Source organism: Actinomadura craniellae (assembly GCF_003289645.1).
In the GTDB taxonomy this organism is placed as follows: Bacteria; Actinomycetota; Actinomycetes; order Streptosporangiales; family Streptosporangiaceae; genus Actinomadura_D; species Actinomadura_D craniellae.
The window spans coordinates 133,358-157,908 of the sequence record NZ_QLYX01000012.1; the positions used below are offsets into that span (position 1 = coordinate 133,358).

Genomic DNA, 24,551 nt, shown 5'->3' on the forward strand with positions numbered 1-24,551 from the left:
AAGAAAGTGAGCCTTTGCTATCTTCGGGCCGTCGGCGCCGTCCGGCGTCGGCGCTCTCGCGAAGGAGGCGGGGTGTCCGACGATCGCATCATCCTCGGGGCGGCGGCGATTCCGGAGCCGGACAAGGACTGGCTGGCGGCGGTCGAGCGCCTGCCGATCGCGTCGGTATGGCAGGGCGGCCACGTGCTGCCGCCGAGCCAGACCGGCGAGGCGATCACCCGGCTGGCCCTGATGACCGCCTGGACCGAACGGGTGCGGGTCGGTACCGGCGTGCTCCCGCTCCCGCTGTACCAGCCGGTGGTCGTGGCCAAGCAGCTCGCCGACCTCGACTCCCGCTCCGGCGGCCGGGTCTCGGTCGGCCTCGGGGTCGGCGGGGAGTTCCGCCAGGAGTTCGAGGCGGTCGGCGTGCCGCTCGACGAGCGCGGCGCCCGGACCGACGAGGCGATGGAAGTGCTCCGGCTGCTCTGGCGGGGCGGGCCGGCCCGGCACCGCGGCCGGTTCTTCCGGCTCGACGACGTGGAGCTCCGGCCGGTACGGCCGCCCGGGGCCGGCGCACCCGGGATGCGGCCGGGTGGCCCGCCGCTGCTGGTGTCCGGCCGCAAACGGCCGGCCATGCGCCGCGCCGCCCGGCTGGGCGACGGGTGGATGCCGTACCTGGTGTCGCCGGACGCGTACGCCCGCTCGGTGCGCGCCATCGAGGAGGAGGCGTGGGAGGCCGGCCGTGACCTGGCCGGATTCGAGTGGATGATGTACCTGTACTGCTCCATCCGCCGGGACGGCGACCGCGCCCGCGACGACGTCGCCGGGTTCCTCGGCTCCGCCTACGGTGACAAGCCCGGCGCCATGCTCGACCGCATCGCCCCGGCGGGCACGCCGGAGGAGGTCGCGGCCCGGCTCCAGCAGTACGTCGACGCCGGCGTCCGGCACTTCGTCATCGCCCCGGCCGCGCCCGCCGACACGCTGGAGGTGGTCACCCTCGCCGCCCGGGAAGTGCTGCCGAGGCTGTCCCTGCCGGTCCGGGGCGGGACGCCGTGATCGCTCCTGTGTCCAGGCTGCCGTTCGCCGGGCTGTCCGTCGTCGAGGTCGCGGTCGGCGCCGGCGACCTCGGGCTGGGGGCGGCCGGGGGAGTGCCGGGCATGCTCCTGGCCGACCTCGGCGCCGACGTCGTCCGGGTGGTGGGCGCGGAGCCGGTGCCCATCGACCGGGACGTGCCCTGGGGCCGGGCGTGGCACCGCGACAAGCGCCTCGTCGCCACCGACGACCGGGACGAGGTGTTCGCGCTGCTGCGCTACGCGGACGTCGCGCTGGTGTACGGGCCGGAGGCGCTCGTGGAGGCGCGTGGCCTGGGCTACCGCGACCTGTGCGCCGCGAACCCGTCGCTGGTCTACGCGCGCTGCCGCCCCAGCCGGACGGCCGCGGGGACCGTCGAGGACTACGGCCTCCTGGTGGAGGCGAACGCCGGACTCTGCACCCAGCTGGCCGGCCACCGGCCCGGCCCGATCTTCGTCGACGTCCGGGCGTCCGGCATCGGCACCGCGTCGCTGCTCGTCGTGTCCGTGCTCGCCCTCCTGGGCCGCCGGGCCCGGACCGGCGCCGGCGGGTGGGCCGAGACCTCCCTGTACGACGGGATGCTCGCCACGCTCGGCTGCATGATCGGCCGCTCCGAGCGGGCCGCGCCCGAGATCGAGGGGTACTGGGAGAAGGGGTCGACCTTCCCGAACTTCCTGTACCGCTGCGCCGACGGCGAGCTGATCCAGGTGTGGTTCGGCGGCAAGGGGATGTACCGGTCGCTGATCGAGGTGCTCGGCGACGAGCCGAGCGCCCAGGGCTACTACACCGACCAGATGACCGGGAAGCTCGGCGAGCGGGCCGCCCGGTGGACGTCGTTCTTCGCGACCGAACCGCGCGACGTCTGGATCCGCCGGCTGCGGGAGGTGGGCGTGGCGTGCGAGCCCGTGCTCGGCCCCGGCGAGGCGCTGGCCGATCCCCACCTGGCCGAGATCGGGCTGGCCGTCCCGCGCGCCGACGCCGGTCACCGCGACGTGGTGGTCGGCTCGCCGATCTCGATGCGCCCGCTCGGCCCGCGGGACGGAACGGCGGCGCCGCCCGGAGCCGCGAGCGGGGACCTGCTGGCCGGGGTCCGCGTTGTGGACTTCTCCGCGTTCGTGGCCGGCCCGCTCGCCGCCGAGGTCCTCGCCGACCTCGGCGCGGACGTCATCAAGATCGAACCACCGGAGGGCGAGGCGATGCGCGCCGCCGCGTACGCCGTGGCGGCGTGCCAGCGGGGCAAGCGCAGCCTGGCGCTGGACATCGGCGCGCCGGCGGCCCGGCCCGTCGTCGAGCGGCTGCTGGCCGGGGCCGACGTCGTCCTGCACAACTTCCGGGTCGGGGTGGCGGAGCGGCTCGGCATCGACGAGGAGACCGTCGCCCGGCTGAACCCGGACGCGGTGTACTGCCATGCCAGCGCGTTCGGCGCCACCGGCCCCCGGGCGGCCCTGCCGGCGAACGACGCGCTCATGCAGGCGGTGACCGGTTTCGAGCGGGCCGTCGGCGGCGCCGGCAACGATCCGCTGGCCGCGACCTGGATCCCGCTGGACATGGCGGGGGGCTGGGTCGCCGCCGTCGGCGTGCTGGCCGGTCTCTACGCGCGGTCGGCCGGCGGTCGCGGGCAGCACGTGGTGACGAGCCTGCTCGGCTCCGGGATGCTGCTGCAGAGCGGGGTGTTCGAACGCGATGGCGAGCTGGTCCGCGGTCCCGAACTGGACGCGCGGCAGACCGGGTACGGGCCCGGCTACCGCCTCTACGAGGGCGGCGACGGCCGGTGGTTCGCGCTGGTCGTCCCGGACGAGCCGGCCTGGCGGCGGCTGGCCGCCCTGGTGCCGGACGGGTCGCTCCCGGAGGTGTACGCGCCGCTGCGCGGGGGTGCCGCCGACGACGCCGCCCGGCGGGCGGAGGCGGTCCTCGAAACCGCGTTCGCGGCCGGGCCCGCGGCCGGGTGGGTCGGCCGGCTGCGCGGTGCGGGGCTGCTCGCCGAGCTCGTCGAGCCGCTCGACCGGGACGGTTTCCGGCGCGCCGTCCTCGACGACCCGGTGAACCGCGTGCTCGGCCGGGTCGTGTCCTACGAGACCGCCGACTGGGGGCGCTTCGAGCAGATCGGCCCGCTGCTGCGGTGCGGCCCGGCGGCCGGCGGCGGTCCGCGGCTGATGCTTCCGGGCGTCGGCGAGCACAGCGTGGAGATCCTCACCGAGCTCGGGTTCGGCCGCGAGGAGATCGACGCGCTGCTCGCCGCGCAGGTCGCCCGGCAGATGAAGTCCGACTGACCGTGAGGAGCGAACAGGCATGACCGGGATCGCGCGGGACGGGGCCGTGCAGCTGGTGAACGAGATGGCGCGCCGGTTCCGGGCCGGCGACCATGACGGCGCGTTCGACCTGCTGCATCCGGAGTTCCGCATCCAGCAGCCGGAGTCGCTGCCGCACGGGGGCTGGCATCACGGCCGGGCCGGCATGGTCGCGATGGGCGCGGAGTTCGCGCGGCACTGGGACCGCGCGATCGGCGAACCGCGCGTCCTGGACTGCGGCGGTTCGGCGGCGGTGCAGATCACCACGCAGACGTGGACGGCGAAGTCCTCGGGCCGGGCGGCGACGGTCGACGTTGTCGAGCTGTTCTCCGTCGCGGACGGGCGCATCGCGGAGATCAGGGTCTTCCAGCAGGACACGCACGCGCTGCTGGCCACCTTGGACGAGCCCGGGGCCGGCCGGTCCGCGCCTTGACACGCCGAAGCAGCCGGTGGAACATTAGTAACTGGGCACTCACTTTCTTAGCGTTCGATTCCGTCGACGAGGCCCCTCGGAGGTTGCGGTGGTGGAGTACCCGCTGATCGATGCCGACGGGCACTACTACGAGCCCGACGACTGTTTCTCCCGGCACATCGAGGCGCGCTTCAAGGACGAGACCGTGCGCGTCGAGCGGGGCGCCGACGGCCTGGGGCGCGTCTTCCTCCGGGGCGGGCGCACCTTCATGAGCGTGATGCCCGGCGACTACGCCTCCGCGCCCGGCGCCCTGGAGGGGCTGTTCGCCGGCGGGGTCGCCGACGGCTTCACCCACCGCGAGGTGATCAACGCCAGGGACTACCCGGAGTTCACGCAGAAGCCCGCCCGGCTGGCCCTGCTGGACGAGCAGGGGCTGGAAGCGACGATCATGCTGCCCACCCTGGGCGTCGCGGTCGAATACGACATGCGGGACGACGTCGAGCTGACCTATGCCAGCCTGCGGGCGTTCAACCGCTGGCTGGAGGAGGACTGGGGGTACGGCGACGACGGCCGGATCTTCGCCGTGCCGATGCTCTCCCTGCTCGACATCGAGCGGGCCATGACCGAGCTGCACCGGGTCATCGACGCCGGCGCCCGCCTGGTGCACCTGTGCCCGGGGCCGATCGGCGGCCGCTCACCGGCCGACCCGCTCTTCGACCCGTTCTGGGCGACCGTCGCCGAGGCGGGCATCCCGGTGGTGTTCCACGTGTCGAACAGCGGCTACAACCACTTCTACGGCACCTACTGGTCGGAGAACCCCACCAACCCCTCGCACCTGCAGTCCCCGCTGCAGTGGGCCCTGTGCAACACCGAGCGGCCGGTCGTCGACACGCTCATCGCGCTGACGCTGCACAACCTGTTCGGCCGGCACCCCGACGTGCGGGTCGTCTCGATCGAGAACGGCTCCAGCTGGCTGAAGCCGCTGTTCAAGACGATCGACAAGGCCGCGGCGCTGGGCCGCCGCGGTCCCATGATCGGTGGCAAGCTGCCGGGCGAACCCAGCCGGGCGCTGGCCGAGCACCTGTGGGTCTGCCCGTTCCCCGAGGACGACGTGAACGAGCTCATCGACGCCATCGGCGCCGACCACGTGCTGTTCGGGTCGGACTACCCCCACCCCGAAGGGCTCCGGGAACCCCGCGACTACATCCCCCGGCTCGCCGGCTGCAACGCCGAGATCACCCGGAAGGTGCTGCGCGGGAACACCGCCGGGCTCCTCGGGCTGCCCGACCGGGCGCCCGCATCGCCGGTGCGGCTGCCGGAACCCCGTGCCGGCGGGCGCTGACCGCTCGCCGAGACCCCGCTCCCCGCCGGACCGGACCCGAAGGATGCAGCAGTGAAAGTCGCCGTCGCGTACGAGGCCGGTCGGCCTCCCGTCCTCGAGGACCTGCCGGTCCCGAGCATTGGCCCGCGGGATGTTCTGGTGCGCATCAGCGCCAGCGGCATCTGCCACACCGACCTCAACGTGATCGACGGGTTGTCGGCGCTGCCGCTCCCGATCGCGCTGGGCCACGAGGGGTGCGGGGTCGTGGCGGAGGTCGGTCCCGAGGTGCGCCGGACCCGGCCCGGTGACCGCGTCCTCACCTCGGTCACCCCCGCGTGCGGGACCTGCAAGCGGTGCCTCAACGGCCTGTCCAACCACTGCGTGCTCAACCCGGTGGTCAAGGCGATGCCCCGGTTCGATCTCGGCGACGGCCGGTGGGCCCCCGCCGTGTGCGGCTGCGGGACGTTCGCCGAGGCCATGGTGGTGCACGAGGCGTCGGTGGTCCCGGTGGAGACCGACCTCGCCGACGAGGAGCTGGCCCTCCTCGGCTGCGGCGTCACGACCGGCCTCGGGGCCGCCCTCAACACCGCGGCCGTCATCCCGGGGTCCAGCGTGGCGGTGGTCGGCTGCGGCGGTGTCGGCCAGGCGGTGATCCAGGGGGCGCGCATCGCCGGCGCCGCGACCATCATCGCCATCGACCCGGTGCCCGGCCGGCGCGCCGTGAGCGTCCAGGCGGGCGCCACGCACACCATCGACCCGGCCGAGGGCGACCCGGTCGAGCAGGTGCGGGCGCTGACCGGCGGGGAGGGCGTCGACTACGCCTTCGAGGTCGTCGGGCGCCCCGAGCTCATGGGGCAGGCGTTCGACATGGCACGCGTGCAGGGCACGGTGACGCTCGTCGGGATGCCGGCCGTGGGCGAGACCCTGACGCTGCCGGCGATCCAGGCGGTGTTCTCGGGAAAGCGGCTGGCGGGGTCGGTCGTCGGCGGGGCCCAGGTGCTGCGCGACTTCCCCAGGTTCATCCGGCTCGCCGAGGCGGGCCGGCTGGATCTCGGCTCGATGGTCTCCAAGCGCATCAAGCTCGACGAGATCCAGGACGGCATCGACACGGTGGCCCGGGCTGAGGGCGTGCGGACCGTCATCGTCCAGGCGTCTTCCTAGGCCCGGGCCCTCACCCCATCGAGTCGTGGGAGTAGTGGCACCGCCACTCGACCACCTGGCCCGTCGCGTCGACGCGCATGGAATCCGCCCCGCGCCGGACGGTCCCGTCGGGGGCCCGGCAGGTGTAGACGAGGACGACCGCGTCGGTGCCCGCGTAGGTCGCCTCCAGCGTGTACCGGATGCCCGGGGTGCGCCGCAGCGCGTGGTCGACGTAGGAGCGCAGTGCCGCGTACCCCTCGATCGACGCCTTCGCCGGGTCGCCGGTCAGCCGCGGGACGAACGGGGAGCTGAAGACGACGCCGGGGGCGAACGGCTCCATGATCGTGGCGAGGTGGCCGGCGTTCCACCCCTCGTCCCAGTGCCGCCGCAGCTTCTCCACCATCGCGTCGTCGAGCATCCGACCACCTCTCGATCCGTTCGCCCGGCGGCCCGTACCGGCCCGCCGTGCCGATTGCCTCTGGCGTCCGGGGAACCGGCTACGTACGATGATAGTGAGCGTTCGCTTTCATGTCTCCGCCTTCCGGCGAGGCGGTTGGGAGATTCTCATGTCGTTCACCTGGTTCATCTCGGTCGATGACCACCTCATCGAGCCGGCGCGGTTGTGGCAGGAACGGCTGCCGACGCGCTGGCGGGATCGCGGCCCCCGGATCGTCCGCGACGGAGACTCGGAGTTCTGGGTCTACGAGGACCGTCAGATCGTCACCACCGGCCTGAACGCCGTGGCGGGCAAGCGGCGGGAGGAGTTCTCACCGGAACCGATCACCTATGACGAGATGCGGCCGGGCTGCTACGACCCGGCCGCCCGCGTGGCCGACATGGACCAGGGCCACGTCCTGTCCTCGATGCTGTTCCCGTCCTTCCCGCGGTACTGCGGCCAGGTCTTCCACGAGGCCAAGGACAAGGAGCTCGCGCTGCTGGGCGTGCAGGCCTGGAACGACTTCATCCTGGAGGAGTTCGCGGAGGCCTACCCGGGCCGGTTCATCCCGATGATGATCATCCCGCTGTGGGACCCGGTCGCCGCCGCGGCCGAGATCGAGCGGACCGCCGCCCGCGGCGCCAAGTCGATCGCGTTCTCGGAGAACCCCACCAAGCTGGGGCTGCCGTCGATCCACACCGACCACTGGGACCCGGTGCTGCGCGCCTGCGACGAGACCGGCCTGGTCGTGTCGATGCACGTGGGGTCGTCGTCCAACCTGATCCGCACCTCCCCGGACATGCCGACGCTGGCGTTCATGGCGTACTCGGCCGCGGCCAACCAGGCGGGCACGCTGCTGGACTGGCTGTTCAGCGGAAACTTCGAGCGGTACGGCAACCTGAAGATCGCCCTCTCGGAGGGCTCGATCGGCTGGATCCCGTACTTCCTGGAGCGGGCCGAGCAGGTCGTCGACAAGCAGCGGTTCTGGGCGTCCCGCTTCGACATCGACATGAACGCCTCGCACGAGCGCGGCGAGGCCAAGGGAGCGGCCCGGTTCGACCTGGACACCGACATCCGCCGGCTGTTCAAGGACCACGTCTACGGGACCTTCATCGAGGACCAGGCGGGCCTGCGCCTGCTGGACATCATCGGCGAGGACAACGTGATGCTGGAGTGCGACTACCCGCACTCCGACTCGACCTGGCCCGACACGATCGAGATGGCCAACAAGTGGCTCGGGCACCTGCCCGAGGACGTGCAGCACAAGATCACCGTGGGCAACGCGGCCCGGGTCTACGACTTCACCCCGGCCGACCCCGCCACCATCATCACCGCGTCCTGACGCCCTGCGCGCCGCCGCCCCGCTTCACCTCCGGCGGGGCGGCGGAGTCGCCGCACGGTCAGTTCGCGGTGATGGCGCGCTCGGGGCAGTTGGCCACGGCGCTGGCCACCTTGGCTTCGAGACCGGCGGGCACCTCGGCGACCAGCACCAGCCCGTGCCCCTCCTCGTCGAGGGAGAACACCTCCGGGCAGATCTCCCAGCAGCGGGCGTGCCCCTGGCAGCGGTCCGGGTCCACTGTGACCTTCATCGGCCGTCTCCTTCGTTCGGGCGTCTCGGGCGTCTCGGTATGGGTCAGAACGTGGCCGACAGGGCCCACGGGCCCTCCGGGAAGGGCTGGCCGAGCAGTTCCATGCTGTAGGCGACGCGGCCGGTTGCGGTTCCGGGCGGCGCGCCGCACAGCGCGAGCGCGGCGTCCGCCATGGTGTCGTCGTCCTCGACCGGGGCGTTGTCGGGGGTGTGCGGCGAGACCACGGCCACCCCGGGCGTCATCACCAGCCCGGACGTCCCGAGGGAGTTGACGCTCACGCCCGAGCCGTGCACCTCGGCAGCCAGGCCCGTGGTGAGCCGGTCGAGCGCCGCCTTGCACATCCCGTACGGCACGCAGCCGTCGCTCGCCCAGTCGGGGTACGGCGGGCCCATGGGGTGGCGCGCCTGCTTGGAGGTGATGTTGAGCACCCAGCCCCGGCCCCGCTCGACCATGCCGGGCACGGCCAGCTGGCACAGCCGGAACGGGGCGTGGACCATCATCTGGAACATCAGCGCGTAGCGGCGCGGGGGGATGTCGAGCGCCGGGCCGTAGAAGTTCACGCCGGCGTTGTTCACCAGGGTGTCCACCGGGCCGAGCGCCGCCTCGGCCCGGGCCACGATCGTCTCGACGTCATCGGGCGAGGTCAGGTCGGCGGGTACGGGCACGGCCCGGCCGCCGTTCGCGCGGATGCGCTCCACGACCTCTTCGAGCGACCCCGGAAGCGATGACGAACCGGGGGTGACCGTCCGCGCGACCAGGGCGACCGCCGCGCCCTCGGCGGCGAATCGCTCGGCGATGTACTGCCCGATCCCGCGGCTTGCACCGGTGACGAGTGCCACGCGGCCGTCCATGGATCCCATGAGCACTCCCGAAGCCCGAAGTGTGCGGTCGGGGCGGGTGCTCCCGAACCGGAACCACTTTAGCAAAGTGAGTGCACACTCTCTCTGGCTGCTCGGGTGACGCGGACGATGCGGGCGGCTATGGTAAGTGAGTGAACGCTCTGTTGTGTCCCGGGGTGTGCCGGGGACGGCACCGCGCCCGCCACCGTTCCGGCCGGAAGGACGTGAACCATGCATGACATCGTGATCCGCAACGGCGAGGTGGTCGACGGGACCGGAGCGGCTCCGGTGCGGGCCGACGTCGCCATCGACGGCGACCGCGTCACGGCCGTGGGCGAGGTCGACGGCCGCGGCCGGCACGAGATCGACGCCGCCGGCCGGTTCGTGACCCCCGGTTTCATCGACGTCCACACCCATCTCGACGCCCAGCTCTTCTGGGACCCGGCGGCCACCCCGTCGTGCCACCACGGCGTCACCACCGTCGTGATGGGGAACTGCGGGGTCACCTTCGCGCCCGTCCGCCCCGGGCAGGAGGGCTACCTCGCCGCGATGATGGAGTCGGTCGAGGACATCCCGGCCGACTCCATCATGGCCGGGCTCGACTGGGGCTGGGAGACCTACGGCGACTACCTGAAGGCCCTGGGCCGGCGCGAGTTCGGGGTGAACGCCGGCGGCCTGATCGGGCACTGCGCCCTGCGGCACTACGTCATGGGGGAGCGCGGCCTCGACGAGGCGCCCGCCACCGACGACGACATCACCGCCATGGCGGCCGTCGTGGCCGAGGCCATCGACCACGGCGCCCTCGGCTTCTCGACGTCGCGCACCTTCATGCACACGGTGCCCGACGGCCGGCCGGTGCCGGGGACCTTCGCCCTGCCGGCCGAGCTCGGCGCCATCGCCGACGTGCTCGCCGCCCGCGGCCGCGGCACCTTCCAGGTCGTCCCCCGCATCGGCGAGCGCGACGGCGCCGAGCGCCGGAACTCCATCGCCGAGATGGACTGGATGGAGCAGGTGAGCCGCGCGTCGGGCCGGCCGCTGGCGTTCTCCATCATGCAGAGCGACCGCCGCCCCGGCCTCTGGTCCTGGGTGATGGACCGGGTGGCCGAGGCCCGGGGCCGCGGCGCCGACGTGCGCCCGATGACGGCCGTCCGGGGCAGCGCCATCGTCTACGGCCTCGTCGGCCGGACGCCCTACGACACGCTGCCGGCGTGGTCCGAGCTCATGGCCGAGCCGTTCGCCGCCCGCCTGGCCGCGCTGGGCGACCCGGAGCGGCGGCGGCGCCTGGTGGCGGAGGCGGAGCGGCCCGCCGAGACGTCCGGCCCGCTGGCGCCCAAGGACCCGGCCAAGCTCTACCTGATGCCCCCGGGGTCGGCCGACTATGACGTGCGCGCCGAGAACAGCCTGGCCGCCGAGGCCGCCCGGCGCGGCACGAGCCCGGCCGCCGCCTTCCTCGACTACACCGTGGAGACCAAGGGCCTGGGCCTGCTCTACTACCCCGTGCTCAACCAGGACCTCGACGCGGTGGCCCAGATGATCACCAACCCCGATGTGGTGATCGGGGTCGCGGACGCGGGCGCGCACGTGGCCCTCACCATGGACGCCGGCAACTCCACCTACTTCCTGAAGCACTGGGTGCGCGACGAGGGGCTGCTCGACATCGGCCCGGCCATCAAGAAGCTCACGCTCGACGGCGCCGACCTCTTCGGGCTCGCCGACCGGGGCGTGCTGCGGCCGGGCTCCTTCGCCGACGTGAACGTCCTGGACCTCGCCGGCCTCTACCTGCACACGCCCGAGATGGCGGCCGACTTCCCGCTGGGGGCGAACCGCTTCGTCCAGCGCGCCCGCGGCTACGACTACACGATCGTGAACGGCACGGTCGTCGTCGCCCACGACGAGCTGACCGGGGAGCGTCCCGGACGCCTGGTCACCCACGCCTGACCGGGACGGGCCGGCCGAGCGCACCCGGCGAACCCCGGACGCGGCCGGGCCGGTCGCGGGCCCGCCCCCGCCGGGCCGGTGATTGTTCCGCCCGCCTCCGCGGCCGGAAGGGCCTCGTCACGTCTCCGCGGTCAGGGGGATCTCGGTGCTCGCCCACCCGTGCAGGATCGGTGATCGCTCCGCTTGCCTCCGCGGCCGGAGGGACCTCGTCACGTCTCCGCGGTCAGGGGGATCTCGGTGCTCGCCCACTCGTGCAGGATCGGGGCGAGCAGGGGCCAGCGCACGAACAGGCCGGCGGCCCGCCCCGCCGTGCGGGCCGCCTGCCGCTCCCGCCACTCCGTGTCGCCCCACGGCGGTTCGACCAGCCGGGCGCGCGGCAGCAGCCGGGCGACCTCCTCGGACGTCTCGCGCCGGTGGTGGATGTCGCTCGCACCGCTGCGGAACACCAGGGCGGGCAGGTCGAAGGCCCGCGCGTCCGCCGCGGGCAGGCCGGGGACCAGTTCGTCGCCGCAGGGGCAGTAGGCGGCCAGCCACCGCTCGAACGTCGCGACGAACTCGGCCGGGTCCGTCTCCATGAGCCGCCGCCGGTTGCCCGGGTTGCGGTCGATGACCTCGGCCCACTCGGGCAGCGCGGCGACGGCCTCCATGCCGCCCTCCCACGCCGCCCTGATCGAGCCGGAGCAGTAGTGGTGCCCGATGGACACCAGGCCGAAGACGCCACCGCTGATCCACCACAGCGCGACGCCGGCGGCCACGTCGCGCCGGCGCACGGCGGTGAGCAGGGAGATCCGGGAGCCGCCGGACCCTCCCGCGAGCACCGCGGGGGCCAGGTCCAGGTGGGACAGCAGCGCGGCCAGGGTGTCGGCCTGCATGGCCGACTCGGAGGAGCCGGTGAGGCACACGTCCGACTCGCCGGTGTTCGGGCGGTCCCAGATGAGCACCTGGTTGCCGCGCTCGGCGAGCGCGGTCGCGAGTTCCCGGACGCCCGGCGAGTCCTTGCTCTCCCGCCCGCCGGGTGTGATGGCCCAGGGCCGCCCGTCGCCGATCACCTCGTAGCCGACCGTCAGACCGTTCACCCTCGCCGTCGCCATGGGCCGGACGTTACTACGAAGCCAACTATAAGGAAACGCTCACTCATTAGTCAGAGCGTTCATTGGCGACGCGACTTCCCGCCGGCGCGCCGAGCCCTGCCTCGAAGCGAGGCCGCGGGAGGGTGCCGGCCTCGCTTCGGGGCACGGGCTAGCGTCGCTTGCGCGTCGGTTCGAGTGGCGGGAAGAAGCCCTTGACGGTGCCCTCGCTGATCAGGGACACCGCGCGGTGCCGGTCGAAGCCCTTACCGTGGTGGCTTTCGAGGGCCAGGATGAACGCGATGCCCATCACCGCGCGGGCCGAGATGTCGGGCGACTCGAACGGGAACCCGTACCGGTTCTCGACCTCGCGCCAGGCCTCGGCCAGCCGGTCCATGGCGACCGCGAAGTTCTCCTGGAAGAACCGCCGGGCCACCTGGGGGTCGCCGAAGAGCACCAGGCCGAGCAGCGGCAGGATCTCCTCCAGCGTCGAGATGAGCTGCCGGTAGAGCCCGGTCATGGTCCGCAGCTGCAGCTCGGGCGTCATCGGCTGGTCCCGGTCGACGGTCGCCGTCGCGGCGACGAGGTCGTCCACGGCCTGCTTCAGCGGCTCCACGACGGCCTCGTAGAACAGCTGGTCTTTGCTCTCGAAGTGGCGGTAGATCACACCTTCGCTGATGCCGCTGTGTTCGGCGATCACCTTGATGGTCGTGCCGCTGATGTCACCGGTCTCGGTGAACGCACGCCGCGCGGCGGCCAGAATGGAACTCCTGCGAGCCTCGGCCGTGAGGCGCCGGCGCGGTCGCGGTGCCGCGGGCTCGGGCTCGGGCGGCGAGGGGGCGGCCGGACTGGTCACGACGTCTCCCCGCTACTGGAAGCCCGCATAGTAAGTGTGCGCATACTCTCATACTAGTTGGTGTAATGCGATGAAGCCGCCAACTCTGTTCCGCACATGCCTGGTTTTGCGGCTCCCCGGCCGTGGCCGGGGGAATCCGTGCGCTCCGGGCTCCTCCAGCGCCCGTTCATAACCATCTTCTCTGTAGTCGAGAACCATCTTTCCTGATGAGTGCAGGTCTGGGGCTGTTGGAGGGTGTAGCACTACCGGTCTACGCGAGTGTTCGGCGCGATTGATCAAGGCGAATGCGGCACATCCAGGGATCTTTGATTCTCCTCTGGCGCATACTTGATTCTCGCCCATGTAGAAAGTTAGCATTCACTCACTCTTCGGGGGAGTATCGAGGAGGAACTCCGTGAAACCGAAAACCAGTGTGGTCGCCCTCGTGGCGCTGGCCCTGCTCGCCGCCGGATGCGGTCGCAGCGGCTCCGGCGCCGAGGAGGAGCCCACCGGCGGCGCCGGGCAGGTCGTGTCGGGAGACTTCGGCGACCTCAAGGACGTCTGCGGGCCGGGCAAGGTCACGAGCTCACCCGCACAGGGCGTCACCGCGAGCCAGATCGAACTCGGCGTCTTCAGCGACGTCGGCTTCACCAAGAACCCCGAGTACCTCGACACCGCCAAGGTGTTCACGTCCTGGTGTAACGCCGCGGGCGGCATCAACGGCCGCAAGCTCGTCGCCAACATCCGGGACGCCAAGTTCATGGAGGTCCGCCAGCGGATGATCGAGTCCTGCCGGGAGGACTTCGCCCTCGTCGGCGGCAGCGCGGGGCTGGACGGCCTGGGCGTCAAGGACCGGCTGTCGTGCCTGCTGCCCGCCCTCCCGGCACAGGTGGTGCAACTGGAGAACAACGGTTCGGACCTGCAGCTCAGCCAGATCGGGGGCGCGTCCTACAACCGCTACACCGGTTACTTCTCCTGGCTGGTGAAGGAGGCCCACCCGTCCTCGGCGGGCGCCGTCGGCATCGCCGTCGGCGACTCCCCGGCCACCAAGGTCCTGGGCGCTCAGACCAAGGAGACCTTCGAGGCCATCGGCGGGAAGGTCGTCTACGAGGGCCTCTTCCCGGCCCAGGGCGTCACGAACTGGGCGCCCTACGCCCAGGCGGTCAAGAGCAAGGGCGTCAAGGGCCTGGTGTTCTTCGGCAGCTTCGCCGACCTGGCCAAGCTCGCGCAGGCCCTCACCAACATCAACTACAAGCTCGACTGGATCGACGCCAACAGCAACTCCTACGGCCCGGCGTTCGTCAAGCTCGCCGGCACGTCCCTGGACTTCCAGAACGCCCTGGCCGACCTCAGCGGGGTGTACCCGCTGGAGAACGCGTCCGCGAACCCGGCCACCAAGCAGGTGCTGGACCTGTTCGCCAGGTACGCCCCCAAGGGGCAGGTCACGCTGCAGGCGGTGCGCGCCTTCTCGTCCTGGCTGCTGTTCGCCAAGTCGGCCAAGGCGTGCGGTGACGCGCTGACCCGCAAGTGCCTCTACGAGACGGCCCGCAAGGAGGCCGCGTGGACCGGCGGCGGCCTGATGGCCCCCGTGGACTTCACCAAGCAGGACGCGCCCCTGTCCTGCTTCAACGTCGAGAAGGCGTCGTCGCAGGGCTGGAAGCCGGCCGACTTCAAGCCCAACCAGGGTGCGTACCGGTGCGGCGCCCCCGCGCACAAGTTCACCGGCACCTACATCAAGCCCGTCACCCTGGCCGACGTCGGCAAGAGCATGAACGATCTCAAGTGACCCGTCCCTGACGGGAACCTGCTGGCGGCCTGGGCCTGACCCGGGACGAGCGGCGCGGCGACCGGGATCAGATGACCCCGTCGTCCCTGAGCGCGCCAAGCTCGTCCCAGGTCAGGCCCAGTTCCAGGAGCACGGCCTCGGTGTGCTCCCCGTGCTCGGGGGCGCGCGCCGGCCGCCCGGGCCGCCCGTCGAACCGGGCCGGTGCGGCGACCATGGGCAGCGGGGGGCCGCCGCCGAGGTCGACGTCGGCGAGGTAGCCGTTGGCCCGGACCTGCGGGTCGTCCGCCAGCTCGTGCGGCTGCAGCGAGGGCGCCCAGGTGCCCGCGAAACCGGCGAGCACCTGCCGCCACGCCGCGAAGTCCCGCTCGGCGAAGACGCCGTCCAGCCACTCCACGCAGGCCCGGGCGTTCCGCCGGCGCGCGGCCAGGTCGGCGAAGCGGGGGTCGGCCGCCATCTCCGGCCGGCCGAGCGCCGCGCACAGCTCCGGCCAGTGCCGGTCGGGGGCGAGCATCTGCAGCACGATGAACCGGCCGTCGGCGGTGCGGTACGCCTGCATCAGCGGGTTCGCGGCCTCGTGCCGGTCGGGGGTTCGCCGGACCGGCCCGGCCCCGTCGATGCAGGCGTTGACCAGGTCCATCTGGATCTGCCACATGCCCGAGGCGAGCAGGGAGGAGTCGACCACGGACGGTTCCCCCGTCGCCAGCCGGCGGAACAGCGCGGTACCGACGGCCGCGGCGACGCCGAGCCCGCCGACCACGTCCCCGAACGCGGGCGGCGGCGGCACCGGCCACGCGCCGGCGGACCCCCGGAAGATCTGCTGCATCCCGCTGCGGGCCCAGTAGGCGCCCGCGTCGTACCCGCCCCGCTCGGCGTCCGGCCCGTGCGGCCCGAAGGCGGACCCGCTCACGTAGATGATCGACGGGTTGTCGGCCCGCACGCCCGCCACGTCGATGCCGAGCCGCTCGCACGCGGCGGGCCGCAGGTTCGTCGCGAACACGTCCGCCGCCGCGAGCAGCCGGGACAGCAGCCGCCGCCCGCCCGGGTGCTTCAGGTCGAGGCCGACCGAGCGCTTCCCCCGGTTCGCCGCCTGGAACTGGACGTCGACGCCGTTGTACTCCTTGTGCAGCCCGGCCGTGACGAGCCCGCGGTACGGGTCGCCGGTCTCGGGGTGCTCGATCTTGACGACGTCCGCGCCCCACTCGGCGAGGACGGCCCCGGCGATGGGGACGAACACGTGCGAGGCGACCTCCACGACGCGCACGCCCGTGAGCGGTCCGGCCGTCATCTCGCCGCCGTTCCCGGCGCGCGGCCCGTCGGATCGGTGGTCGGCTCGCTCGCGGCAGGCACCGGTTCCCTCCTCGGTCAGGTCCCGTCCACGGCGCGGCCGCCGCGGCCCGTCCAGCCCATGATCCGTTACCGGCTCCGCGGCTGTCTGCGCACCGGCGTGACTAGCTTCGCCAGGCTCGTCCCGTCCGGCGGTCCCGGGCCCGCACCAGGGGTCTTGACCATACATATCCACCTATATGTATGGTCAGGGTGCGCGAGCGCATGGCGTCCACCCGGCCTGCCGCCGTGGCCCGCACCGTTACAGGAGGTGAACGGGATGACCGACCTGCAGATCCGCAGGATCCAGTTCGAGTTCGACTCGTCGGTTCCCTTCCAGTGGAACCGCGCCAATCCCGACTTCGGGCTGATGGCCAACGCGATCGGCGTCCTCGCCATCGCCTTCGAGAAGTACATCGTGGCCGTCACCCGCCAGGCGATCCCGCTGCTCACCGATCCCGCGCTCGCCGAGGAGGCCGAGGCGTTCCTGCGGCAGGAGGCGCAGCACGCGCGGGCGCACCGGCTGCACATCAACGCCCTCATCGAGCAACACCCCGGGCTGCGCGCGACCCTGGACGAGGCCGTCGCCGACTACGACCGCCTGCGCGAGCGGGAGCCGCTGGAGTACCACGTCGCCTACATCGCCGCCCTGGAGGCGACGTTCACGCCCCTGTTCAAGATGATGCTCGACAACCGGCAGAGCCTGTTCACGAACGGTGACGACCGGGTGGCGTCCCTGTTCGCCTGGCACTTCGTCGAGGAGATCGAGCACCGCAGCTCCGCGCTGCTGATCTACCACGGCCTCATCGACGACCCCCGGTACCGCACCCGGGTCGCCCGCCGGGTCTTCGCCCACGCGGTGAGCGTCTACGCGGGCATCATCGAGGGCTTCGAGCGGCACGTCCCCCTCGCGGACCGGCTCGTCGACACCCGCCGGATGCTGCCCAGGAGCATCTGGCTGCGCGAGGTCAGCGCGCGGCTGCCGCTGCTGCGCCGGCGGCTGACCGCCGACCAGTACCCCACGGCCTTCCAGCAGGTGCCCATAAGGCAGCTCTGCACGACCCTGGTCCGCCTGCTGCTCTCCCAGGCGCCCCGGCACAGGCCGGTGAACGAACCGTTGCCGGCCTGGGCGGACACCTGGTTCGACGCCTACGGCAAGGGCACGGACATGACCCGGTTCGAGGGCACGCCACTGGGGAGCGGCAGATGAGCGGCCCGTGCGACGCCGCCTTCCGCACCATGGCCGAACGGCTCGGCGGCATCTCCTGCGACGCCGACCCGGTCGGCACCGTCCGGGCCCCCTGGAACCTGGACAACTGGACCCTGCCCGTGGTCGAGACGCTCATGATCGGTGGCGCGCTGTTCGCCCTGGTCCACGCGGTGCGGCTGTGGCGGCGGTCGGGGAACCCGGCCGCCCTGGCCTTCTGGGGCGCGGCCGTGGCGTTCGTGCTCATCCTCGAACCACCGCTGTACTTCCCCCGGCAGTTCGGCATCGGCGAACACCTCGACGTGCTGTTCGTGCACAACGTGTTCGGCGTCCAGTTCCTCTACGACCGGATGCCGCTCTACATCGTCGCGCTCTACCCGGCCTCCTTCTACCTGGCCTGCTCGCTGGTCTCCGCGCTCGGGGTGTTCCAGCGGCACGGCCGGGTGCTCGGCGCCGTGTGCGTCGGGTTCGTCAACCACTGCTTCTACGAGATCTTCGATCACCTCGGGCCGCAGCTGCGCTGGTGGGCCTGGAACACCGACGCCGCCGTCAACGGCCCGATGCTCGGCTCGGTGCCACTGGTCAGCACCGTGATCTTCGGGATCATCGCGCCCGGGCTGCTGGCGTTCTGGTGGCGGCTGCTGATCGCGGAGCCGGCCGAGCGCGGCGCGCTCGGCGGCGGCCGGACGGCCGCCGGCACCGTCGCGGTCGCGGTCCTCACCACGCTTTCCCTGCCGGTCCTCAGCGCCCCGGTGTCCTACCTGACGCTCGCCGGAAACCCGAACGACACCGTCATGTCCGTCGTGCTCTACGCGGCCGTCGTGGTCGTGGGGGCGGTCGCCCTGCCCGCCCTCGCCCGCCGCGCGGACACCGCTCCCGCCGTGACCGGCGACCCCTCCGCCCACCGTTACGCCCTGCTGCACGGCGGGGTGTACCTCGCGGTCTTCGCCGTCCTGTGGGCCGCGTCCCTGCCGGACCTGCTGGCCGCCGAGCACGGCGTGACCGGGAACGGGAACCCCGTCGGCAACCCCTTCTACGCCGCGGGCTGCGCGGTGGTCTGCGGGTGGGTGCTCGTGCTCGTCCGGGCCCGCGCCGGACGCCCGGTCGCGCCGGTCGCCGGCTGACGGACGCGGTCACGGCCGGTGCGAACCGGCGGTGGCCGCCGTCCGGCTGCCCCGGGCGGTCAGCCGTCGGGGACCGGTACCCGACGGGCGTCCGCCCGGACCGTGATGCAGGGGGCCAGCCAGCGCATCAGGTAGTCGCGCAGGCCGGCACCGGTGCGGCGCGGCGTACCGGCGTCCATCACGAAGGACTGCATGGTGCGCAGCATCTGCTCGACCAGCTCGTCGAGGTCCGCCGGGCCGAAACCGGCCGCGGGCCAGTCGACGGGGAACCGCTCGATAAACCCGCGGCCGAGCGCCAGCGCGTGCTCGGAGGTGATGCCCCCCGCGACCGCGCTGCCCCGCTCGGCGGACAGCAGCAGCCCGACGTAGGGTTCGGACGGCAACTGTTCGAGGGTGAACGCCACGCCCTCCACCACGACCTCGGCCGGCGTGCCGCCCCGCCGGGACAGGTGCCGTTCGATGCGGTCGAGGAAGGGGTCCACGGCGTCGAAGGCCGTGGCCACGAGAAGCTCGTCGGTGTTCGCGAAGTACCGGTAGATCGTCTGCCGTGTCACGCCCAGCCGGCGGGCGACCTCCGCCAGGCTCGTGTCGGTCCCGGACCGGTCGATGCACGCGCGCGTCGCCGCGAGGATCCGCCGGACGGCCTCGTCGTCGTCCCCCGGAAGATCACCGGACCAGCCGTGGCGCCGCACCCCGCCCCCTTCCACCTCGTACCGACTGTACTGAACGGCGGGGCGGTCACGGCTGCTCCGGGGCACCGGCCCACGACGGCCTTCAGCCCGCCGCGACCGGCCGCCCTGCCGGCGGCGGGGCGAGGGGCAACATGGACAGGACACGATCGGTGGTGAGGGCCATGGTGCAGCGTCCGGCGGCGTAGGTGGTGGCCGAGAGATGGTGGTCGGCGGAGAGGTCGGCGGTGGCGTCCGCGACGAAGAACACCTCGATGTCGCGCATGAACGCCTCGCGGGCCGTCATGAGGCAGCCGAGGTGGGCGTAGATCCCGGTGATGATGAGCTGGTCGCGGCCGAGGTCGGCCATGACCCTGGCCAGCGGGGTCTGCTGGAAGTCGCCGTAGACGACCGGGATCCCGAGCGTGGCGCAGTGCGAGCGCAGCGCGATGATGTTGGTGACGAGTTCGGGGATCGGGGGGACGTCGCGGGCGAAGGCGTCCGCGAAGTGGTTCTGCAGGTCGTGGATCAGCAGCACGGCACGGGAGGGGTCCGCGGTCCAGCCGATGCCTCCGGCGGCGCCGGTCACGGCGGCCACGCTCTTGCGCATCATCTCATCCCTGATTAGATCTGCCTAAGTTAGGTTAGGCATACCTATATTTCAGGGGCGACGGGTGGTCGTCAAGGGTGTTCAGGCTCACTTGACAGGCGCGCCGTCTGGTTGGATCTTAGGTAAGCCTTGCCTAAGTAAGGCGTCGTCTGTGTCGCGCGTCGGCCGGCCGTGTCCGCCGCGCGGCCGGTATCACGGCAGGAGACTCCGGGAACCCTCGCTCTCAGGGCAGGGGAGTCGAGGGTTCCCGGTCCCGCCGGCCGTGATCGGGGCCGTCGTTGCCGACATCCTCGGAGGAACCCGATGAGCAGCCCGTTCGACGACGCCGACGGCGTCTTCCTCGTGGTGGTCGACGACGAGGGACGGCACTCGTTGTGGCCGCTGTTCGCACCCGTCCCCGCCGGGTGGACCACTGTCCACGGGCCCGCCGGGCACGAGGACTGCCTCGACTACGTCCAGCGGTCCTGGACCGGCCTGGGCCCGCTGAGCCCGCGATGGGGGCGGGCGTGACCGGCACCCCCGCGCCGTTCCGCCGCCGCGCAGGCACGCCCCCACGCCGTGGGCCTGTGACACCGCTCCCGCCCGGCCCGGCGTGTCGCCCTGCCGGGTCGGACGGGAGCGGCGCGCGGTCAGCCGCCGATCACCCCGCCGTCCTTGCGGGTGATGACGATCGTGGCCGAGCGGGGGCGGCCGGTGGGGCTGAAGTCGGGCCAGTTCGAGCTCGCCCGCGGGTTGTCGGGCGTGCCCGAGTCACCGGGGTGCTGGATGTTCACGAACAGCGACCGGCCGTCCGGCGTGGCGGTGATGCCGGTGATCTCCGAGCGCGGCGGGCCGACCAGGAACCGCCGGATGTCGCCCGTGCGGGTGTCGGCCGCCAGCATCTGGTTGTTCTGCGGGGCGCCGTTGACCATCGGCTGGGTGCCGTCGGTCTGGATCCACAGCCGCCCGGCGGCGTCGAACCAGAGGCCGTCGGGCGAGCCGAACGCCTGGTCCGGGGGGACGGTGGCGCCGCTGGCCTGGTCCCCGGCGAGCAGGAAGATGTCCCACTCGAACGTCTTCGCGCTGGGGTTCCCGCCCTCGTCGATCTTCATGATGTGGCCGAAGCGGTTGTTCAGCCGCGGGTTGGCCGCGTTCACCGACTCGGTCCGGGCCGTGTTGTTCGTGCAGGTGAAGAACACCGCGCCGGTGCGGGGCTGCACCGTGCACCACTCCGGGCGGTCCATCGGGGTCGCGCCCACCGCGTCGGCGGCCAGGCGCGCGTGGATCAGCACCTCGGCCTGGTCGGCGAACCCGTCGGCCTCGGTCAGGCCCGGCCGGCCGTGCACCAGCGGCAGCCACGTGCCGGAGCCGTCCTCCTCGAACCGGGCGACGTACAGGGTGCCCCGGTCGAGGGGGCTGCGCCGGTGCCTGAGCGCCTGGTGGATCGGTTCCGCGCCCACGAACTTGTAGAAGTAGTCGAACTGCGTGTCGTCGCCCATGTAGACGACGGCCTCGCCGTGCCTGCCGCGCACGACGACGGCGTTCTCGTGCTCCATGCGTCCCAGGGCGGTCCGCTTCTTCGGCTTCGACGAGGGGTCGAAGGGATCGACCTCCACCACCCAGCCGAACCGGTTGTACTCGTTCGGCTCCTTGCGCATGTCGAACCGGGAGTCCGTGGTGTACCAGGGGTACGGGCTCTCCGACCCGATGCCGTAGCGGTCCTCGGCCGAGCCGGCCGGCGGCGGCTGCTCGCCGTAGTAGAAGTACTTGTTGATCGTCTCCTCGCAGGTCAGGTACGTGTTCCAGGGGGTCGGGCCGCTGGCGCAGTTGTTCAGGGTGCCCAGCACCCGGACACCGCTGGGGTCCGCGCTGGTGCGCAGCAGCCGGTGGCCCGCCGCGGGACCGGTGACCTCGGTGGGGGTGGTCATGGTCACCCGGCGGGCGAACCTCGACTCGACGATGCGCCACCGGTCGTCGCGGTGGTTCTGCTCGATCTCGATGACCGACACGCCGTGCGCGGCGAGCGACTTGGCGGTCTTCTCCGCCGACCAGTTGGCCCGGCCGTCGGTGTGCAGCAACTGCTCGGTGGTGCATTCGTGGTTCACGCAGAGCAGGCCGGAACGCCCGCCGCGGAGCGGGAAGAACCACATGCCGTCGTGGTGGTCACCGGCCTGCCGGGCCTGCTCCGCCGCGCTGTTGCCGGCGTTCTCGGCGAACGCGGGCCCGGACGGCTCGATCGGGTGGCCCCAGGGGAAGAGCACCTGGTACTGGTACCCGGGCGGCAGCATGACCTGGTCGGCGACACTCGGCGGGATCGCCGGGAACCCGAGCAGCCGCGGCTTGCCGTGCCCCCCGTGCCCGCCTCCCGGCCGGGTGGCGGCCGCCGCCTCGGCCGGGTTCGCGGCGCCGAAGAACGACGCGGTGGCGGTGGCGAGCCCGCCGGCCAGCACCGTCCTGCGGGACATGCGGCGCTGGACCAACTCGGAGATCGAAGGTGAAGCAGCGTTGTCGGGATGCACAGATGGTCTCCAGCCATGAGCGTGGACCGCGGGTTCGCCGAGGTCAGAAGCGCAGTAACGCTAGAGAGGTGAGATGTCCCGATCTTCACCTGAATGTGAACGAAAGCGTAAGTTCACCTGCTCGCCGTGCCCGGCCACGCCCAGAGGTGTGCCCGGGCGAGAGATCAGGAGCCGATGTCGCGGTCGCCGGCCTCGATGAGCCCGCTCTCGTAGGCGAAGATCACGACCTGGGTGCGGTCGCGCAGGCCGAGCTTGGTGAGGATGCCCGACACATGTGACTTGACGGTCGCGGCGCCGATGAAGAGCTCCTTGGCGATCTCCGAGTTGCTGGCGCCCCGCGCGATGGCCGCCATCACCTCGCGCTCCCGGTCGGTGAGGCGGTCCAGGCGGCCCGCGGCGGCGGCGTTGACGGTGCGGCGCTCGGTGAACTGGCCGATGAGGCGCCGGGTGATCGACGGGGCCAGCAGCGCCCCGCCGTCGGCCACGGTGCGGACGGCACTGGCGAGCTGGTCGGTGGGGATGTCCTTGAGCACGAAGCCGCTCGCACCGGCGCGCAGTGCCTTGAAGACGTACTCATCGGGGTCGAAGGTGGTCAGGATCAGCACCCGGACGTTCCAGTCGGCGGCGGCCAGGATCCGGGAGGTCGCCTCCAGGCCGTCCATGTCGGGCATCCGGATGTCCATGAGGATCACGTCCGGACGGTGCCGGCGCGCCACCTCGATCGCCTCGACCCCGGTTCCGGCCTCGGCGACGACCTCGATGTCGTCCTGGACCCGCAGGATCATGGCGAAGCCGCCACGGACCAGCGCCTGGTCGTCGACCACCGCGACACGGATGCTCACGAGGTTCCTTTCTCGCCCGGCGGCTCGGCGGCCGGGGAGCACATCCGCCGGATCGGGGCTTTCGCCGGGCCCGTCGTCTCGCTCACTTCGGCTCGCCTCCGGTGGGCAGGTGGGCGACGACGTGGAACCCGCCGTCCGGGCGTGGCCGGGCGTCGAGGGTGCCGCCCAGCAGCAGCGCCCGCTCCCGCATCCCGATGATCCCGTGCCCCCGGGTGCCGTTCGGGGCGACGCCCGGGCCGGGTAGGGCGGCGGGACCGCCGTCGAGCACCTCGACGACGAGCCCGCTCCGGTCGGCGCCGAGCCGCACCTCGGCGCGCGCACCGGGCCCGGCGTGCTTGAGCACGTTGGTGAGCGCCTCCTGGACGATGCGGTACGCGAACAGGTCCACCCGGGCCGGAAGCCCGGCCGGTGTCCCGTCCGCCGCCAGCGACACCTCCACTCCGGCCGCGCGGATCTGCTCGACCAGCCGGGGGAGGCCCGTGAGGCTGGGCTGCGGGCCCAGCCCGTCGAGGTCGGTCTCCGGCCGGAGGACCCCGAGCAGGTGGCGCAGCTCGTCGAGCGCCTGGCGGCCCGCCTCCTCCACCGCCCCCATCGCGCGCAGGGCGCCGTCGGGATCCGCGGCGGCCACGGCCTTGGCCGCACCCGCCTGCACGGTCATGAGGCTCACCCGGTGGGCGACCACGTCGTGCAGTTCGCGCGCGATGCGGGTCCGTTCCTCGGCCACGATCCGGCGGGACTCGGCGGCCTGCTCCCGCCGCGACTGGATGATGCGCTGCTCGCGCAGCCGGAAACGGTGCCCGACGTACCACGCCCCGAACATGAAGGCGCTGCCGTAGATGACGGCCTCCTGCCACGGGGCCGGGTCGATGAGGCCCTCGACGTTGAGGACCAGGAGGGCCGCGGCGACTCCCACCTGGGCCCGCCGGTCTTCGGTGGAGTACCGGCCCGCGCTGTACAGGGCGATGATCGTCACCACCCCGGTGAGGTCCTTGTCGGCGAGGCCGCCGAGCGTCACGGCCCAGGCGGCCACCGCCACGCCCACCACCGGCAGCGGTGCGCGCCGGCGCCAGTACAGGGCCGCGGCGGCCACGGCGAACACCGGTACGGCGGCGACCGGGATGTCGTCGAGGGGACGGATGGCCAGCTCGTCGCCGGGCGCATCCATCACGAACACCGTCGCCAGGAAGACGGCGAGCGCGAGAGCGGCGTCCGCGGCGCGCGGCCAGCGGGCGAAGGGGCCCCGGAACAGGCTCGGGGCGTGCCCGAGAGGGGTCCGGGCGGGCGGTGCCGTACGGTTCACCATCGCTCCACGGGGGGATATGAGGCGGCCCGCCGTGAACTCGGCGGCGGGAACGGCCCCACCGTAAGCCAGGCCGTACGCGCGGTCATCCGCCTGCAGGCGGAGGCGGGCTCCGCCGCCCGGGGGGAACGGCCCGCACCGGCGGCCGAACACGACCCGCCGCGCGGCGGAAGGCCGGCCCGTCCACGGGCGGGCGACCGCGCCAGGTCCCGGCATGCACGGTTGAACACGGCGCCGTCCCCGGCGCACCCGCCGTCCGGACGGACCACCGAAGGAGC

General features: G+C 72.5%; 22 protein-coding genes. 11 read left to right on the forward strand and 11 right to left on the reverse strand.

The features are described from left to right. The first annotated feature begins 72 nt into the window (after nt 1-72). From DPM19_RS23990 to DPM19_RS24010, 5 genes are all read left to right on the forward strand, one after another. Nucleotides 73-1,035 carry an LLM class flavin-dependent oxidoreductase gene (locus DPM19_RS23990; protein WP_111870264.1) on the forward strand — a complete coding sequence of 321 codons (963 nt, stop codon included), beginning with the start codon at nt 73-75 and terminating at the stop codon, nt 1,033-1,035. Nucleotides 1,036-1,043: 8 nt separating this feature from the next. Beyond that, the gene (locus DPM19_RS23995) at nt 1,044-3,320 is read left to right on the forward strand and encodes a CaiB/BaiF CoA-transferase family protein (protein WP_199485255.1); all 2,277 of its coding nucleotides are present in this window, start codon (nt 1,044-1,046) and stop codon (nt 3,318-3,320) included. Between the two features lie 19 nt (nt 3,321-3,339). Continuing rightward, nucleotides 3,340-3,771 carry a nuclear transport factor 2 family protein gene (locus DPM19_RS24000; RefSeq protein ID WP_111870266.1) on the forward strand — a complete coding sequence of 144 codons (432 nt, stop codon included), beginning with the start codon at nt 3,340-3,342 and terminating at the stop codon, nt 3,769-3,771. Between the two features lie 91 nt (nt 3,772-3,862). After that, a complete protein-coding gene (locus DPM19_RS24005; RefSeq protein WP_111870376.1) occupies nt 3,863-5,092 on the forward strand; it encodes an amidohydrolase family protein in 1,230 nt (409 codons plus the stop codon). 51 nt (nt 5,093-5,143) lie between these two features. Next, nucleotides 5,144-6,232 (forward strand): zinc-binding dehydrogenase, encoded by a 1,089-nt coding sequence (locus DPM19_RS24010; protein ID WP_111870267.1) that lies wholly within the window; start codon nt 5,144-5,146, stop codon nt 6,230-6,232. Between the two features lie 10 nt (nt 6,233-6,242). On the opposite strand, the gene DPM19_RS24015 is transcribed toward DPM19_RS24010, so the two are convergent. Then, nucleotides 6,243-6,629 (reverse strand): nuclear transport factor 2 family protein, encoded by a 387-nt coding sequence (locus tag DPM19_RS24015; RefSeq protein WP_111870268.1) that lies wholly within the window; start codon nt 6,627-6,629, stop codon nt 6,243-6,245. Nucleotides 6,630-6,777: 148 nt separating this feature from the next. Here DPM19_RS24015 and DPM19_RS24020 point away from each other — a divergent pair, with 148 nt between their 5' ends. Further along, nucleotides 6,778-7,989, forward strand: a complete 1,212-nt coding sequence (locus DPM19_RS24020; protein WP_111870269.1) for an amidohydrolase family protein — start codon at nt 6,778-6,780, stop codon at nt 7,987-7,989. A 58-nt stretch (nt 7,990-8,047) separates the two neighbouring features. Here the strand turns inward: DPM19_RS24020 and DPM19_RS24025 are convergent, their stop codons facing one another. Beyond that, nucleotides 8,048-8,236, reverse strand: coding sequence for a ferredoxin (locus DPM19_RS24025; protein WP_111870270.1), 189 nt, complete (start codon nt 8,234-8,236; stop codon nt 8,048-8,050). A gap of 44 nt (nt 8,237-8,280) precedes the next feature. Next, nucleotides 8,281-9,096, reverse strand: coding sequence for an SDR family NAD(P)-dependent oxidoreductase (locus DPM19_RS24030; RefSeq protein ID WP_111870271.1), 816 nt, complete (start codon nt 9,094-9,096; stop codon nt 8,281-8,283). 210 nt (nt 9,097-9,306) lie between these two features. Here DPM19_RS24030 and DPM19_RS24035 point away from each other — a divergent pair, with 210 nt between their 5' ends. Then, complete coding sequence (locus DPM19_RS24035; RefSeq protein WP_111870272.1) at nt 9,307-11,013, forward strand: N-acyl-D-amino-acid deacylase family protein; 1,707 nt, start codon at nt 9,307-9,309, stop codon at nt 11,011-11,013. A 209-nt stretch (nt 11,014-11,222) separates the two neighbouring features. Here the strand turns inward: DPM19_RS24035 and DPM19_RS24040 are convergent, their stop codons facing one another. Both DPM19_RS24040 and DPM19_RS24045 read right to left on the reverse strand, forming a co-directional pair. Further along, a complete protein-coding gene (locus tag DPM19_RS24040; protein WP_111870273.1) occupies nt 11,223-12,104 on the reverse strand; it encodes an alpha/beta fold hydrolase in 882 nt (293 codons plus the stop codon). A gap of 148 nt (nt 12,105-12,252) precedes the next feature. Next, nucleotides 12,253-12,936 (reverse strand): TetR/AcrR family transcriptional regulator, encoded by a 684-nt coding sequence (locus tag DPM19_RS24045; protein WP_111870274.1) that lies wholly within the window; start codon nt 12,934-12,936, stop codon nt 12,253-12,255. Between the two features lie 394 nt (nt 12,937-13,330). On the opposite strand from DPM19_RS24045, the gene DPM19_RS24050 reads away from it, so the two are divergent. Continuing rightward, entirely contained in the window at nt 13,331-14,701 is a 1,371-nt protein-coding gene (locus DPM19_RS24050; RefSeq protein WP_111870275.1) for an ABC transporter substrate-binding protein, read from the forward strand. A 67-nt stretch (nt 14,702-14,768) separates the two neighbouring features. On the opposite strand, the gene DPM19_RS24055 is transcribed toward DPM19_RS24050, so the two are convergent. Further along, nucleotides 14,769-15,986 (reverse strand): CaiB/BaiF CoA transferase family protein, encoded by a 1,218-nt coding sequence (locus DPM19_RS24055; RefSeq protein ID WP_111870276.1) that lies wholly within the window; start codon nt 15,984-15,986, stop codon nt 14,769-14,771. A 318-nt stretch (nt 15,987-16,304) separates the two neighbouring features. On the opposite strand from DPM19_RS24055, the gene DPM19_RS24060 reads away from it, so the two are divergent. Further along, nucleotides 16,305-17,234, forward strand: coding sequence for a metal-dependent hydrolase (locus DPM19_RS24060; protein WP_111870277.1), 930 nt, complete (start codon nt 16,305-16,307; stop codon nt 17,232-17,234). Next, the gene (locus DPM19_RS24065; protein WP_111870278.1) at nt 17,231-18,355 is read left to right on the forward strand and encodes a hypothetical protein; all 1,125 of its coding nucleotides are present in this window, start codon (nt 17,231-17,233) and stop codon (nt 18,353-18,355) included. Before DPM19_RS24060 ends, DPM19_RS24065 begins: the two co-directional genes overlap by 4 nt. Before the next feature lie 59 nt (nt 18,356-18,414). On the opposite strand, the gene DPM19_RS24070 is transcribed toward DPM19_RS24065, so the two are convergent. Both DPM19_RS24070 and DPM19_RS24075 read right to left on the reverse strand, forming a co-directional pair. Then, entirely contained in the window at nt 18,415-19,062 is a 648-nt protein-coding gene (locus tag DPM19_RS24070) for a TetR/AcrR family transcriptional regulator (RefSeq protein ID WP_233510687.1), read from the reverse strand. 67 nt (nt 19,063-19,129) lie between these two features. After that, complete coding sequence (locus tag DPM19_RS24075; RefSeq protein WP_199485256.1) at nt 19,130-19,633, reverse strand: isochorismatase family protein; 504 nt, start codon at nt 19,631-19,633, stop codon at nt 19,130-19,132. A 303-nt stretch (nt 19,634-19,936) separates the two neighbouring features. Between DPM19_RS24075 and DPM19_RS24080 the strand changes: the two genes are divergently transcribed. Continuing rightward, on the forward strand, nt 19,937-20,143 hold the full coding sequence (locus tag DPM19_RS24080) for an MbtH family protein (RefSeq protein WP_111870281.1): 207 nt from the start codon (nt 19,937-19,939) through the stop codon (nt 20,141-20,143). 119 nt (nt 20,144-20,262) lie between these two features. On the opposite strand, the gene DPM19_RS24085 is transcribed toward DPM19_RS24080, so the two are convergent. The 3 genes from DPM19_RS24085 to DPM19_RS24095 all read right to left on the reverse strand — a co-directional run bounded on the left by DPM19_RS24085 (nt 20,263) and on the right by DPM19_RS24095 (nt 24,276). Next, entirely contained in the window at nt 20,263-22,077 is a 1,815-nt protein-coding gene (locus DPM19_RS24085) for a PhoX family protein (RefSeq protein ID WP_111870282.1), read from the reverse strand. A 218-nt stretch (nt 22,078-22,295) separates the two neighbouring features. Then, complete coding sequence (locus DPM19_RS24090; protein ID WP_111870283.1) at nt 22,296-22,973, reverse strand: response regulator transcription factor; 678 nt, start codon at nt 22,971-22,973, stop codon at nt 22,296-22,298. Nucleotides 22,974-23,055: 82 nt separating this feature from the next. After that, the gene (locus DPM19_RS24095; protein ID WP_111870284.1) at nt 23,056-24,276 is read right to left on the reverse strand and encodes a sensor histidine kinase; all 1,221 of its coding nucleotides are present in this window, start codon (nt 24,274-24,276) and stop codon (nt 23,056-23,058) included. Nucleotides 24,277-24,551: the final 275 nt, after the last annotated feature.